Source organism: Treponema socranskii subsp. socranskii VPI DR56BR1116 = ATCC 35536, assembly GCF_000468115.1.
GTDB classification, from domain to species: domain Bacteria; phylum Spirochaetota; class Spirochaetia; order Treponematales; family Treponemataceae; genus Treponema_D; species Treponema_D socranskii.
Window position 1 is genome coordinate 1 of the sequence record NZ_AVQI01000080.1, and the last position, 12,894, is coordinate 12,894.

The 12,894-nt window shown below is 49.3% G+C and carries 13 protein-coding genes and 1 tRNA gene; 2 read left to right on the forward strand and 12 right to left on the reverse strand.

Going from position 1 to position 12,894, the window contains the following annotated elements:
- Positions 1-241 precede the first annotated feature (241 nt).
- The 8 genes from HMPREF0860_RS10840 to nrdR all read right to left on the reverse strand — a co-directional run bounded on the left by HMPREF0860_RS10840 (position 242) and on the right by nrdR (position 7,208).
- Positions 242-1,228 carry a DHH family phosphoesterase gene (locus HMPREF0860_RS10840; protein ID WP_021331194.1) on the reverse strand — a complete coding sequence of 329 codons (987 nt, stop codon included), beginning with the start codon at positions 1,226-1,228 and terminating at the stop codon, positions 242-244.
- A gap of 12 nt (positions 1,229-1,240) precedes the next feature.
- Positions 1,241-1,675, reverse strand: coding sequence for a hypothetical protein (locus HMPREF0860_RS10845; protein ID WP_156002175.1), 435 nt, complete (start codon positions 1,673-1,675; stop codon positions 1,241-1,243).
- 89 nt (positions 1,676-1,764) lie between these two features.
- On the reverse strand, positions 1,765-2,709 hold the full coding sequence (gene argF / locus HMPREF0860_RS10850) for an ornithine carbamoyltransferase (protein WP_021331177.1): 945 nt from the start codon (positions 2,707-2,709) through the stop codon (positions 1,765-1,767).
- A gap of 72 nt (positions 2,710-2,781) precedes the next feature.
- Positions 2,782-2,854, reverse strand: a tRNA-Met gene (locus HMPREF0860_RS10855).
- 211 nt (positions 2,855-3,065) lie between these two features.
- On the reverse strand, positions 3,066-3,848 hold the full coding sequence (locus tag HMPREF0860_RS10860; RefSeq protein WP_021331200.1) for a radical SAM protein: 783 nt from the start codon (positions 3,846-3,848) through the stop codon (positions 3,066-3,068).
- A complete protein-coding gene (gene nrdD / locus HMPREF0860_RS10865) occupies positions 3,845-4,399 on the reverse strand; it encodes an anaerobic ribonucleoside-triphosphate reductase (RefSeq protein ID WP_021331198.1) in 555 nt (184 codons plus the stop codon). The genes HMPREF0860_RS10860 and nrdD overlap by 4 nt, the downstream gene beginning before the upstream one ends.
- A 230-nt stretch (positions 4,400-4,629) precedes the next feature.
- A complete protein-coding gene (locus tag HMPREF0860_RS10870) occupies positions 4,630-6,747 on the reverse strand; it encodes a ribonucleoside triphosphate reductase (RefSeq protein WP_021331190.1) in 2,118 nt (705 codons plus the stop codon).
- Positions 6,744-7,208 (reverse strand): transcriptional regulator NrdR, encoded by a 465-nt coding sequence (nrdR, locus tag HMPREF0860_RS10875; RefSeq protein WP_021331205.1) that lies wholly within the window; start codon positions 7,206-7,208, stop codon positions 6,744-6,746. Before nrdR ends, HMPREF0860_RS10870 begins: the two co-directional genes overlap by 4 nt.
- 259 nt (positions 7,209-7,467) lie before the next feature.
- Here nrdR and HMPREF0860_RS10880 point away from each other — a divergent pair, with 259 nt between their 5' ends.
- Complete coding sequence (locus HMPREF0860_RS10880) at positions 7,468-8,709, forward strand: hypothetical protein (protein ID WP_021331180.1); 1,242 nt, start codon at positions 7,468-7,470, stop codon at positions 8,707-8,709.
- Positions 8,710-8,805: 96 nt separating this feature from the next.
- Here the strand turns inward: HMPREF0860_RS10880 and HMPREF0860_RS10885 are convergent, their stop codons facing one another.
- The 3 genes from HMPREF0860_RS10885 to HMPREF0860_RS10895 are packed head-to-tail and all read right to left on the reverse strand — an operon-like array spanning position 8,806 to position 10,828.
- A complete protein-coding gene (locus tag HMPREF0860_RS10885; protein WP_038081654.1) occupies positions 8,806-9,477 on the reverse strand; it encodes an energy-coupling factor transporter transmembrane component T family protein in 672 nt (223 codons plus the stop codon).
- Positions 9,471-10,256: an energy-coupling factor ABC transporter ATP-binding protein gene (locus HMPREF0860_RS10890; protein ID WP_021331175.1), complete on the reverse strand. Its 786-nt coding sequence runs from the start codon at positions 10,254-10,256 to the stop codon at positions 9,471-9,473. Before HMPREF0860_RS10890 ends, HMPREF0860_RS10885 begins: the two co-directional genes overlap by 7 nt.
- The gene (locus HMPREF0860_RS10895; RefSeq protein ID WP_021331189.1) at positions 10,253-10,828 is read right to left on the reverse strand and encodes a biotin transporter BioY; all 576 of its coding nucleotides are present in this window, start codon (positions 10,826-10,828) and stop codon (positions 10,253-10,255) included. The genes HMPREF0860_RS10890 and HMPREF0860_RS10895 overlap by 4 nt, the downstream gene beginning before the upstream one ends.
- Positions 10,829-11,187: 359 nt before the next feature.
- Here HMPREF0860_RS10895 and HMPREF0860_RS10900 point away from each other — a divergent pair, with 359 nt between their 5' ends.
- The gene (locus HMPREF0860_RS10900; RefSeq protein ID WP_038082447.1) at positions 11,188-12,576 is read left to right on the forward strand and encodes an MATE family efflux transporter; all 1,389 of its coding nucleotides are present in this window, start codon (positions 11,188-11,190) and stop codon (positions 12,574-12,576) included.
- Here the strand turns inward: HMPREF0860_RS10900 and HMPREF0860_RS10905 are convergent.
- Complete coding sequence (locus HMPREF0860_RS10905; protein WP_021331193.1) at positions 12,547-12,894, reverse strand: hypothetical protein; 348 nt, start codon at positions 12,892-12,894, stop codon at positions 12,547-12,549. The two genes, HMPREF0860_RS10900 and HMPREF0860_RS10905, sit on opposite strands and share 30 nt — an antisense overlap.

Consider the following 12,894-nt stretch of genomic DNA (forward strand, 5'->3'; position numbering starts at 1 on the left):
AAAAACTTTTGCAGGAAATATCAATTTCCGAAAAAGTTTTTAGCCGTGCGCGTGTGCGCACACGTTCAATAGTCGAGTTTGCAAAACAAAACGTATCCTAGTCATGCGATTTTTATCGAAATAACACGTATACACGTCTTCTGCAAACATCCAAGCAAACTCGAGATAAAAAGTGTCGGCGATATTTCAGACGGCGCTTTTTATCGTATCTCCTTGAAAATCAATATCTCTCTTCGCGCCCTTATAAAACGCGGGCGAATTCTTTGACGATTTGAGGGATGAGCGTATCGATTTTTCCGCTCGAACTTGCACCTGAAGCGTTTTTGTGCCCGCCGCCGCCGAATTTTGCCGCGACCGCGCTCACGTCGACGTTTCCGCGCGAACGAAATCCTATCGTACACGAATGTTCGCTTTCCTGTCTTACGAAAACGACAGCAAGCGTTTTTTCCGAAGCGAGAAGCAGCGTATACAATGCGTCCGAATCGCGGCCTTCGGCGCCCCATTTTTGCGTATCGTCCGTCGTTTCGCTCGTGACAATGAGTTTTCCGTCAAGATAGCGTTCCGCGCGGGAAAGAGCGGAACCGAGGAGTTTCCGCGTTTCGTAAGGCTTTCCGCCGGTAATAAAGTCGTAAGTCGCTCTCGGATTTGCGCCCGAAGAGACGAGGCGGGAGGCGGCTTTGAAGACTTCGGCGGAATCCGATTCGAGGAAGCGGAAAAATCCCGTGTCGGTGCACAAGCCGGTAAAGAGGATTTCAGCCGTTTCTTTCGGTATGGGGCCGACAACGCTTTCGTACAAAATCTGAACGATCGCGCAGGCGGCGGGGGAAGACGGGTCGATGATGCAAAGCGCGCCCTCCGGAGCAGAGGCTGTCTTATGGTGATCGATGACGCAAGTATCGAGGTTGTGCAAGTCACCGTCGATGTCTCCGAGCCGCGCGTATTCCGAGCAGTCCGTGATGATGAGTGCGCTCTTTTTGCGCTCTTCTTCACTTAAAAAACGCATCGAAGAAGAAAATCGATTTTCATATCGCTTTATTTCGGTACGCTTAAAAGGTCCTGCGGAAAGCAGCTGAAACTCTTTGCCTTTTTTTTGAACGAGCATACCGAGCGCGATGCACGAACAGATGCAGTCGCCGTCGGGCTCTTTATGACCGCAGATGTAAAAAAAATCATGCCGGTCGATAAAATCTCGGAACGATTTGGCTTCCGTTTCTGTGAGCAGTTGCATAAAAGATTGCGCTCAGTTTAAGTCGAGTTCTTCGAGCGTATCTTTGTCGGTATCCGTCACTTTATTCGGATCGGCCAATCCCCAAAAATCGGTGTTCTTCGTCGGGGGGACGCTTAAAATGACGCGTAAAAATTTGCCGTTGTCTTTGACGATCGTCATAAAGGGTTGAAGCGTTCCGCGCACCGTGCGGAATTTCAATTTGCGCGGATTTTCGGTATTGCCCTTTGCCCATTTTTTCGGAATCGTCGTCGAACCTGCTCCGACTTTATTTTTTGCATAGATGACAACGTATGCGTCTTCCGTCTGCAGCACTTTATATAGGGGAACGGTAAAATAGGTAACGGAAGACCATTTGCTTTCGTCGAGTTTCGGCTGCGTCGTTTTTTGCGCCGTCAAAGCTGCGGCGCAGAGCACAAGGGCTGCAAAACACAGGACAATCTTTTTCATAACAACTCCCATAAAAACTCCTTAAAAACCGGTAATCGAGTTTGCCTCGCGCGCTTTATGCGCGGAAAAACCGCTTATTTTATGTATCGTCACATTATGCCGAGCATAATAGCTTTTATCGTGTGTTTTCTGTTTTCCGCTTCGTCCCATACGATGCTCGCTTTACTTTCGAATACCGCTTCGCTCACTTCTTCGCCCTTTACTGCGGGCAGGCAGTGCATAAAGACGGATGTCGATTTTTCCGTTTCGCTCATAAGCTCTTCCGTTACGCGGAAAGGGGAGAGCAGTTTTGTGCGCGCTTCTTTGAGCGTTTCTTCTCCCATCGATACCCATACGTCGGTATAGAGGCAGTCGGCGCCGCGGACGACGCTTTTATCGTCGCCGAGAGTGATCTTTGCTCCCGATTGAGATGCAAACGGTGCACAGATATTTTGAATCGTTTCGTCGGGAAAAAGCTCTTTCGGGCTGTAAACCGAAAAATCGATTCCGAGCTTTGCCGAAATGAGCATGAGACTCCGCGCGACGTTGTTTCTGCCGTCGCCGCAAAAACACCATTTGAGCCCTTTTAATGTTCCAAAATGTTCTTTCAATGTCATCACATCGGCGAGCGCCTGAGTCGGATGAAAGGCGTCGGTCAGCCCGTTGATGACGGGAACGCCTGCCCAGAGAGAAAGCTCTTCGGCGTGTTCCTGTTTAAACCCGCGGAATTCGATCGCGTTGAACATCCTGCCGAGTACGCGCGCCGTGTCTTTAACCGATTCTTTTGTACCGAGCTGGATATCCTGCGTCGACATAAAAACCGGGTGACCGCCTTCTTCGCCGAATGCGCTTTCAAAAGCGCTTCGCGTGCGCGTCGAGCGTTTTTCGAAAATAAGTGCGATAGTTTTTCCGGCAAAGCGCGCGTGAACTTCTCCCCGTTTCGCTTCCACTTTTACGGTACATGCGATATCGAGCAGCGTTTCGATTTCGTCCGGCGACCAATCGATCCAATTGAGGAGCGATCGCCCCTTAAACGGAGCTTTAAATGTTTCCATACCTTATGGGGAATATAGTAGCTTGAATGGAAAGTTTTGTAAATTACCTGCGCACAATCGTGTGAGCGTATTTAGCGGCATGTGGGATTGAACCACAGACACTACGGATATGAGCCGTATGCTCTACCAACTGAGCTATGCCGCCGTGATAAAATCAAGCATAGCATATTTCACTTTATTTTGTCAATAAGGTTTTCGACGCTTTATCCCTGGGTACATTAAATTTTCTAAAATTGCAAGATTTGCAAGATTTGCAAGAATTCGTGCAAGAACTGCAAGATTCTTGCAATTTTAAAAACGGTTACCGACAGCATATAGCCGTATCGATAAAACGCCGTCGGCTCGCATCTTTCGGGTCAGCGGAGTTCGGAATCTTCGATAAAGGTTTTTGCATATTCGACGAGAGAAGCGGCTTCCGCGTCGGAGTACGGGGCGATATCGTTATATGCGGGATCGATGCAGTTTTCGTTTCGAAACTGCGCAAATCTCCACGATGCGTCGGAAGGGAGCAGAGCCGCCATTTCCCGTATGTCGCGCTTCGTTACGAGGGGCGGGACGAGCACGGTTCTCCATTCGCGCGAAGAAGGCGGGAGAGAAGAGGTGAGGCGGGCGGTTTGCGCAATGCGGGAAAAAAAATCCTCCGCGATTTTTACCTCGGTCGATTTGTCCTGCGTTTTCAGGCTGCCTAAAAGCTCTCCGTAGCGCGACGGGGAGGTTTTTATATCCATCGCGATAAAGTCGGGGCGCATTTTATCGTCTTCGATAAGAACGTTCAGTTCGTCGGGCAATGTGCCGTTCGTGTCGAGCTTTACACGGTAGCCGAGCGCTTTCGCATAAGGGACGAGGTAGGGCGTAAGCGGATTTACGAGGGGCTCTCCGCCGCTTATGACAAAACCCGTGAGGACGTTTTTCCGTTTTTCGAGGTGTAAAAAGACTTCTTCCGCCGTCGCATAGATATCGTCCGCTGCAGCTTTTCCGCCGAGCACGAGGCCGGCGTTATAACAATAGGGACAGCGGAGATTGCAGCCGCACAAAAAAAGAGAAGAAGCGACGCGGCCGGGAAAATCGACGAGCGTCGTCTTTACGAGGACACCGGCTTTTGCGTGCAGGAGCGTTTCGGGAATCGAACCTTCCGTCATGCCGTGACGGAAGCGAATACTGCGTCGAGCTCTTCGACGCTGTGGCATCGCGCGCTTTCTTCACCCGATTCGTCATAGACGATAACCGTCGGAGAAGCGAATACGCCTTTTTTTGCGGCTTCGGCAAGTCCTTCATCGGTGTCGACGTCGATCGTTTTGCCGCGCATCGAAAGCTTTGCCATATACGCTTGTACCGGCGGGCAGTTCGGGCAGGTTTTTCTCGAAAAGAGTTCCCATCTGCCGCTTTTTTCAAAATCCGCCGTGCGTGAAGCGGAGGCTTTCGCCGCAGGCTGCGTAATTCGTGCAGGGGAGGCGCACTCGCATGCGCTGTCCGCTTCGGTAATTTCGTACGCCGCACTTTCGGGAACGGCGAACATTTTCCGGTGATCGTATTCTTCGCGTTTGCCTTTATTCCAATTGCGGACTGCGCGGTAATAGCCGACGATGCGCGCGTACACTTCGGTTTCCGAGCCGTGTACGTCCGCAAGCGCCGCCCTCGTCGCTTCGATATCCGCATCGATTTCTTTGATCGTTCGTTTCAATTCCGCCATAGCAATTTCCCCCTAAGCCCATAGTTGTAAATATATCATATATGTATTAGATATAATACATACACTAATTGTAGCGCTATTTTAACCCTATGTCAAGTTTTTTACGCTATATTTAGCAGTGCGTACCGGAAAACGCTCCGAAAACGCGCCCGTATAAAATCGGTTGTACCTTGCCGCAGATCTGCCGTACTGCAGCGACCCCGCGGGCAGTTCTTCCGGCCGCCGTATTTTTATAGTCGCTCGGATGCGAGCACGGCCTCTTTTTCTTTTTCGAGCCGTTCAAGCTTTAAACGCAGCTCTCTTTCCTTTTCCGCTTTGCACTTAGGACACTCGAAGTGTTCTCCGTTCAAATAACCGTGGCTTCGGCAAATCGAATAGGTCGGAGAAATCGTCACGTAAGGTACGCGGTAGTTTGCCGTAACCGCTTTTACCAAATCGCGGCACGCTCTCCAGTCTTTTATCTGTTCGCCCATAAAGGTATGGAAAACCGTGCCTCCGGTGTATCGCGTCTGCAGGCTTTCCTGTAAATCGAGGGCTTCGAAAATGTCGGACGTATAGTCGACGGGAAGCTGCGTCGAATTCGTATAAAAGGGGCTTTCGTCCGTGCCGCTCGTGATGATTCCCGGGAAATTCTTTTTGTCGTGGGAAGCGAGGCGGAACGATGTGCTTTCGGCGGGCGTCGCTTCGAGGTTAAAGAGCTCTCCCGTCGATTCCTGATAGTCGGCGAGCCGGCTTCTCATATAGTCGAGTACGCGTTCGGCAAAGGCTTTGCCTTTCGGATCGACGATCGATGTGCCGAGAAAATTGAGGCAGCATTCGTTCATGCCGCAGAGCCCTATCGTATTGAAGTGATTGTCGAGCGTGTGCAGATAGCGCTTCGTATAGGGGTAGAGCCCCGTATCGAGGAGGTGCTGGATCACTTTGCGCTTTATGCACAGGCTGTCGCGCGCGATGTCCATGAGATAGTCGAGCCGCTTGAAAAACGCTTTTTCGTCTTTTGCGAGAAAACCGATCTGCGGGAGGTTGATCGTAACGACGCCGAGGGAACCGGTAAACTCGTCGGAGCCGAAAAGTCCGCCGCCGCGTTTTCGAAGCTCGCGTTTATCGAGGCGGAGACGGCAGCACATGGAGCGCACGTCGCTCGGATTCAAATCGGAATTGACGAAATTTTGAAAATAGGGAGTGCCGTATTGGGATGCCATTTTAAAAAGCAATTCCGCGTTTTCGCTTTCCCATTCGAAATTCTTTGTGATATTGTACGTCGGAATGGGGTAGCCGAAGCCCCGTCCCGAAGCGTCTCCTTCGAGCATGAGCAGGATAAACTGCTTATTGATTATATCCATCTCTTTTTGGCAGTCGCCGTACGTGAACTCCTGTTCTTCGCCGCCGACGATCGCTTTTTTGTTTTTGAGGTCGTCGGGACACACCCAGTCGAGCGTGACGTTCGTAAAGGGCGCCTGGCTTCCCCAGCGGCTCGGCGTGTTGACGCCGAACAAAAAGCTTTGGATGCACTGCCGCACGCTCTTTTCCGAAAGATTATCGATTTTGACGAAGGGCGCAAGATAGGTGTCGAAAGAGCTGAACGCTTGAGCGCCCGCCCATTCGTTTTGCATGATGCCGAGGAAGTTCACCATTTGGTTGACGAGCGTCGAAAGGTGTGTCGCGGGCGTCGATGTGATTTTATCGGGAACGCCGCCGAGTCCTTCCTGAATGAGCTGCCTCAGCGACCAGCCTGCGCAGTAGCCGGAAAACATCGAAAGATCGTGAATGTGGAAGGCCGCCGTTTTATGCGCGTCCGCCACTTCTTTCGGATAGATATTGTTGAGCCAATAGTTTGCCGTAACGGCGCCGGAATTGCTCAAGATGAGACCGCCGAGTGAAAAATTGACGTTCGCGTTTTCTTTGACGCGCCAATCGCTTCGGCTCAAATATTCGTCCATCGTTTTATTGATGTCGAGCATGAGGTTCTTTGCACCACGGATCGCTTCGTGCCGCGCGCGGTAGAGGATATACGCTTTTGCGACTTCGACTTCGTTGTTTTCGATGAGGACGCTTTCGACGTCGTCCTGAATCTCTTCGATGGCGGGAATCGAATGCGTCCTGCTTCCCGCAAGGCGCAGGCGGAGCCTTTCTTCTACTGCGTCCGTAAGCTTTTCCGCTCGCTCGGGATCCTTCCGTTTTTCGACCGCTTCGATTGCGCGTCCGATCGCCGATTCGATTTTTTTGCGGTCGTAAGAAGCTATATCCCCCGATCGCTTTACGACGGATTTGATAAATCCCTCCGTCTCTTTATCTCCGCTCCCGCCCAAAAAATTCCGCCATTCCGGAAATACTGCCTGACCGCTCATATCTGTTTCCCCTCTATGTTTTTTACCTCGGTGATGAATTCGTCGAGGTTTTCGAAATGCTTATATACCGAAGCAAAGCGGATGTACGCCACTTTGTCGATTTCATACAAACGCTGCAGCACGAGTTCCCCCAGTTCCGCAGTCGAGATTTCGCGGCTCACTTTTCCGCTCATAACGGCTTTGTCTTCGATTTCGGATACGATCTGTTCGACCATCCGCATCGATACCGGCCGCTTTTCGAGGGCGCGGCTGATGCCTTTTTCGAGCTTTGCCTGCTCGAAGGGTTCGCGCCTTCCGTCTCGCTTGACAACCATAAAGGGTTTTTCTTCGATACGCTCGTAACTCGTAAAACGGTAGCCGCAGCCGAGGCATTCGCGACGCCGCCTGATGCTTTCACCGTTTGCCATCGCACGCGATTCTATAACTTTGTCGTCGAGACTTCCGCAATACGGACACCGCATATCGATCCCTTATAACAAATTATTTAAAATTTGTACTCTAAATATAGCGTTTTAAACGATATGCTAATACTATACAACGCTATAGCTGATATTGCAAGATGCCGCATCGAAAATTTTCTGTTTTTTTTACGATTTTTACGTGTTTTCCGGGTACAAAAATCAATTTATTTAAAAAAGAATGCCACAGCTTTTACCTATACAAGGTTAGGAAAATCTGTTAATATCATTCAAAATTATTACTAAAATAGGGAGATACATTATGAGGAACGGAAATAATCTTTTAAAGATTTTTTTATTGCTGGGAGTATTTATAGCAGAGGCTAATGCCCGGACTCCTTCCAAGGTAGACGCGAAAGCGGGGGCGACAAAGAAAGTCGATGCCGTATCGGCTCCGACGGTGAGCCAGGTCGATAAATGGAAAACGCTCATCAACTTGGATGACTATGTATGTAATAATAAAAAACGGGAAAAAATAAATTACACTCCGAATTATTATAAATACATCGATAAAAGCTCAGACAAAATCGTCATAAACGGCAAAGTGTATGATTATGACGCATCGAGCGGAGCGTCCAGAACCGCCGCCGACATGATAAATCACTCCCAGACATTAAAATACGACGGTAAAAAAGGAGCTTCCAAAGAATTGGAAGCGGACCCTAAAGTTAAAGAAGCTATGGAACTGGCAAAGAAAAAAACAAAAAAAGGGCAGGAAAAAATCGATGCTATGTACTGGTCGGTTCAGCCTCCCAAGGGAATTATCGCAGGCGACTATTATTCCGGCCAAAAAGTTTTTGACGGCGGCTATGAAGCGTATGCCGAAGTTGTGGTTAATAATAACGAAATCGTGCATATAGAATTGAATGAAAGACCGCCCGTTACATATTATGCTGCCGAATGGGCGGGAGAAACAAAGCGTCGTTCGGGTTACGGTTTTTTTCAGGCGAAAAGTCCGAGAACCGACTATACCCTGGTTACACTCATAAACGGAATGAGCTATTTGGAATGGCAGGTATTAAAAAATCAAAAACTGGACTTTGATTATAAAACTCTGTTCGGTTCGTCCAACAGTGCGAGAAACGGTTTTGTTCCTTTACTCAAAGAGATGGCGAAAGAAGTTAAAGAAAAAGCGACCGATAAAAGGTATGTGGGAATAACGCAGCCCTATGATTGCGGCATAAGCACGAGACTCGAAGTGATATACGAAAAAGGGAAAATCGTCGATTTGAAATACGATGAGATTTTTGCCGACGATAAAGAAAATATAAAAAATCCAGTTTTACGGGAATTTTATCGTCAAAGCAAACTTGAATCAATAGAATATAACCGCATCACAAATAAAAGTTTTAGAACCTTTGTGAATACGCTTCGCAGAGAAGTTTTGCGCTCACAATCGCTCACCGAATTTCCGACCGACGCTTTAAAATTGGATATGCCGCATATAAAAGAGGCGTATGAAGATTACTTGTTCTCGGCGGAAAAAATAAAAGATATAAAGTAAAGATTTAAAGGTACTTCATTGTACGTGCCGACCGGAGCCGGATATATTTTTATAAACGGAAATATATCCGGAACCCGCACAATTACTGATTATTAATTACCCATTATCAATTTTTTGAAGCTTTCTGGCTTTTAGAGCGAGCGACATTATATACGTATGCTTCATGCACACGGAAATAAAGACCGGAAAAAGGGTTAACACCATGCGGACTCCTTTTTTTCCGCACCTCGCTTTCCACGCGCGAAAAACCGCCTGCCACACGGCGAATACTTCGGGAATGAGTACGATTAAAAGCGATAAGGATTCCGAAAAAAGCAGCCGGCGGTATTCCGCTCTTTGCCGAAATATCCGCACGACACCTCTTTCGATCGATTCGACTGCTTCTCTAAGCTCGAGGGGACTCGTCGTGCGGTAGACTGCGTTTGCGATTAAAAAGGCGAGGGCGAGGCGGCACAAAATGACGATGTCGCGTTCGGAAGGGATGAACGGAAGCGGAAAGGGAGCGTGAGCGAAAAGGGCGGATACTATCGACGAACTGTAGAGTATAAGCGCGTAATACACAACGGGCTTGAGCGACGAAAGGATTTCTTTCATCGGAAAGCGGATGGCAGGGGAAAGCGCAAAAAAAATCGCGATGCAGGCGATCACGGCGTTTCGGGGCAAGATGAAAACGAAGGTGCCGAGTACAAAAAGTAAAACGAGTTTTATGCGCGCATCGCATTTGTGCAAAAAAGACGAACCGCTTCGGTAGCCGAAAAGCCTTACCATTCGAGATCCCGAAGACCTTTGTAGGAAGCGAGCGGATTTTTGATATCCCAAGCTTCGAGCTTTTGCGCCACCCCTTCGGCGGGCTTTCCATCGAATACTTTTTTTCCGCGGTACAGCACGATAAAGCGGTTACAGAGCGCAAGCGATTTTTCGAGTTCGTGCGTGAGTATGATGATCGTCACTCCTTTTTTTTTCAGCAGTTTGATAAGCGCGTTCACGTGCCGCACGCCCGAATAATCGAGGTTCGCATAGGGTTCGTCGAATATGACGAGCGGCATATCGAGCGCTATGATGCCCGCGACGGCAAGCCGTCTTTTTTCACCTCCCGACAAAAATCGCGCGCTCGATCTTTCTTTTCCCGCAAGACCTACTTCCGCAAGCACGTCGAGCGCTTTTCGTTCGGCTTCCCGTTTTTTTAATCCGATATTTTTTAAGCCGAACATCACGTCTTCGATCGGCGTCTCTCCCAAAAGCTGCATTTCGGCTTCCTGAAATACAAGCCCGCACTGTGCCGCTTTTCCGCCGCATAGGATTTCCACCGTACCGGAATCGGCTTTGTCGAGGGAAGCGATGATCGACATGAGTACGCTTTTTCCCGAACCGTTCGCCCCCGCGATGAGGGCGGTATCTCCTTCGCAAAGCGAAAACGACACTTCCGAAAGAGCCGTAAACCTTTGTTCCCCCTCATACGAGGGGAAGGTTTTCGTCACCTTTTCGACGGAAAGGGAAGCGCCGTTCGGGAACGAAGCGGCGTGCGGAACTGAATCGTCCTGCGTCATTCGCTTTTGTCGGTAAAATAACGGGCAGCCGCCGTGCGGAGCTTTGCCGCAAGCGGAACTGAGAGAACGAGCTTTATGAGATCTCCGGGTATAAACGGAATGAGGCAGGCTGCAATCGACGCGGAAAAACTTCGGTGAGTCAGCTGCATAAAGCGGAGGATGCCCGGAACATAGATGAGCGTAAATCCCGCAAGAGAGGCGAGCGACAGCTTTACGATGTTTTTTGCGCTGAAGGCTTTTTCACCTGCGCGAGGCTTTCGTGCGATGCAACCTGCGGCGAGGGCTGCGAGTATATAGCCTATGAGAAATCCGCCGGTCGGCCCCAAAAGGCGCGCGATCCCGCCCGCGCCGCCTGAAAAGACGGGAAGTCCGAGCGCGCCGGCTGCGACAAAGAGCAGCGCCGAAAAAAATCCGCCGAAGCCTCCGAGCGTGAGAGCTGCGAGTACGGCGAACATATTTTGCATGACGATCGGAATGCCGCCGGGGCCTATAGGTACTGCGATAAAGCAGCCCGCACAGATGATCGCTGCAAACAAAACGATAAAGATAAAACGAGTGTTGTTTATTTTCATACCGAAAGTTTACAATCAGTGCTAAATAAATACAATAGGTTGACAATTAAAATGCGGATATTTTTGTCTTGCGGCACACAAAAAAACGCCCCGTACCGGAGCTTTGTCATGCTTTGAGGGCGGTCGGATTAGTGTAATTCCCGGCACGCGATGATAACCGCGCCTTTTATGCTGCAAAAATATCCGTCGTATTCCCCCTCCGTCTCAAGCACTGCAAGTGCATCTTCCGCTTTTTCCCGTTTCATACCGACACTCTAGCACTTTATCAACTTTTTAAACAGTGCCTCTGAAAATTGATTTCCGCGGTTGGCCGCAGAATCGGTTTGACAGAGGGCGGCATTCCTTATACACTGGTAAAAATGCAGGAAAATAAAATGGGCACGATGCCCGTCACCAAGCTTATCTTGAATATGTCGCTTCCGATGATGTTTTCGATGTTCGTGCAAGCGCTCTACAATATCGTCGACAGCGTGTTCGTCGCGCGGATAAACGAAAACGCGCTGACGGCCGTATCGCTCGCTTTTCCCGTTCAGGGACTTATGATTTCCGTCGGCGTCGGAACGGCCGTCGGCGTAAACGCCATCCTTTCGATGCGGCTCGGCCAAAAAAAACAGGACGAAGTAAATGCCGCTGCGGAAAACGGACTCTTTCTCGCCGTATGCAGCTTTATCGTCTTTTTTGTTATCGGCCTTTTTTGTATGCACTCCTATCTTACAAGCCAGACGGCTAACCGCGAAATTATCGATTTCGGCATGGAGTATTTGAATGTCGTCGTGCTCGGCTCTTTCGGTATGTTTTCCGCAATCATGCTCGACCGTCTTTTGCAGGGGACGGGGCGCACGGTTTTTACGATGTATTCGCAGACGGCAGGCGCACTCACGAATATCATTTTGGATCCGCTGCTCATCTTCGGCATCGGCCCTTTTCCGCGCATGGGTATGACGGGGGCGGCGCTTGCAACGGTTATCGGGCAGTGGCTCAGTATGTGCCTGTCGTTTATCTTTAATATAAAAATCAATAAAGAGATTCAATTTCGCTTTTCGCGCTTTCGTCCCGACGTGTTCGTTATAAAGCAGATTTATAAAGTGGGCGTACCGTCGATCCTGCTCAATTCGATTACGTCGGTTACGACGTATTTTTTAAATCTCATTTTCGGATCGTTTTCGTCGACGGCGATCGCAGTATACGGCGTGTACTTTAAGCTGAACAGCTTTATCTTTATGCCGGTTTTCGGTTTGAATAACGGTATCGTTCCGATCATCGCGTACAACTACGGAGCGGAACACAAAAAGCGTATCATGCAGGCGATCAAAAGCGGTATCATCCTTGCCGTCTGCATTATGGCTTTCGGTACGCTTATTTTCGAACTCTTTCCGGTGCAGTTGTTAAAACTCTTTCAAGCTTCGGATGCGATGCTTGCGATCGGAGTGCCCGCAATGCGCATTATCGCATCGAGCTTTGTCGGTGCTGCAGTCGCGATTTCGCTGTCGTCGGTCTTTCAGGCATTCAGTTCGGCGATGTACAGCATGTTCGTTTCTTTTGCGCGTCAGCTCCTTGTGCTTTTGCCGGCCGCCTATCTTTTGTCGCTTGCCCGCAATATCGACGACGTATGGCTTGCCTTTCCGATAGCGGAAGTCATGTCGGTCGGCCTTTCGTGCTTTTTTATGGTGAAAGTGTACCGCACGAAAATAAAACCGCTTGCGGAAGGCGGTAAGCGCTTACGCTTCGATGATAATCGTTTCGCTTAGCGAATTTTCGATTCGCTTATTCCGAAAATAGAGGCATATATCCGTCGTCACCATGACGATGTTCGGGATATAAAACCAAAAGGCGAGGTTATATTTGTGCTCGAGGAGCTTTGCACTTATGCCGCAGATATAGCCGAACGCGATAAAGCACATAAACAAAAGACTTTTGCCCTTGGTCGACTTCGATTTCAGCGAGCGCGCGATCGACATCGGCCACGAAAGACCGAAGCATAAAATCATAATCGATTCGAGAATGCTCGCGGGGTAAAATACGCCGTCTTTTAAGATTCCGAGAAATTCAAGCACCTGATGTTCCAT

Coding starts and splice junctions, on each gene's coding strand:
- HMPREF0860_RS10840 (WP_021331194.1), bottom strand. CDS start 1,228: ATGCAACTGCTCACAGAAACGGAAGCCAAATCGTTCCGAGATTTTATC.
- HMPREF0860_RS10845 (WP_156002175.1), bottom strand. CDS start 1,675: ATGAAAAAGATTGTCCTGTGTTTTGCAGCCCTTGTGCTCTGCGCCGCA.
- argF (WP_021331177.1), bottom strand. CDS start 2,709: ATGGAAACATTTAAAGCTCCGTTTAAGGGGCGATCGCTCCTCAATTGG.
- HMPREF0860_RS10860 (WP_021331200.1), bottom strand. CDS start 3,848: ATGACGGAAGGTTCGATTCCCGAAACGCTCCTGCACGCAAAAGCCGGT.
- nrdD (WP_021331198.1), bottom strand. CDS start 4,399: ATGGCGGAATTGAAACGAACGATCAAAGAAATCGATGCGGATATCGAA.
- HMPREF0860_RS10870 (WP_021331190.1), bottom strand. CDS start 6,747: ATGAGCGGTCAGGCAGTATTTCCGGAATGGCGGAATTTTTTGGGCGGG.
- nrdR (WP_021331205.1), bottom strand. CDS start 7,208: ATGCGGTGTCCGTATTGCGGAAGTCTCGACGACAAAGTTATAGAATCG.
- HMPREF0860_RS10880 (WP_021331180.1), top strand. CDS start 7,468: ATGAGGAACGGAAATAATCTTTTAAAGATTTTTTTATTGCTGGGAGTA.
- HMPREF0860_RS10885 (WP_038081654.1), bottom strand. CDS start 9,477: ATGGTAAGGCTTTTCGGCTACCGAAGCGGTTCGTCTTTTTTGCACAAA.
- HMPREF0860_RS10890 (WP_021331175.1), bottom strand. CDS start 10,256: ATGACGCAGGACGATTCAGTTCCGCACGCCGCTTCGTTCCCGAACGGC.
- HMPREF0860_RS10895 (WP_021331189.1), bottom strand. CDS start 10,828: ATGAAAATAAACAACACTCGTTTTATCTTTATCGTTTTGTTTGCAGCG.
- HMPREF0860_RS10900 (WP_038082447.1), top strand. CDS start 11,188: ATGCAGGAAAATAAAATGGGCACGATGCCCGTCACCAAGCTTATCTTG.
- HMPREF0860_RS10905 (WP_021331193.1), bottom strand. CDS start 12,894: ATGGAACATCAGGTGCTTGAATTTCTCGGAATCTTAAAAGACGGCGTA.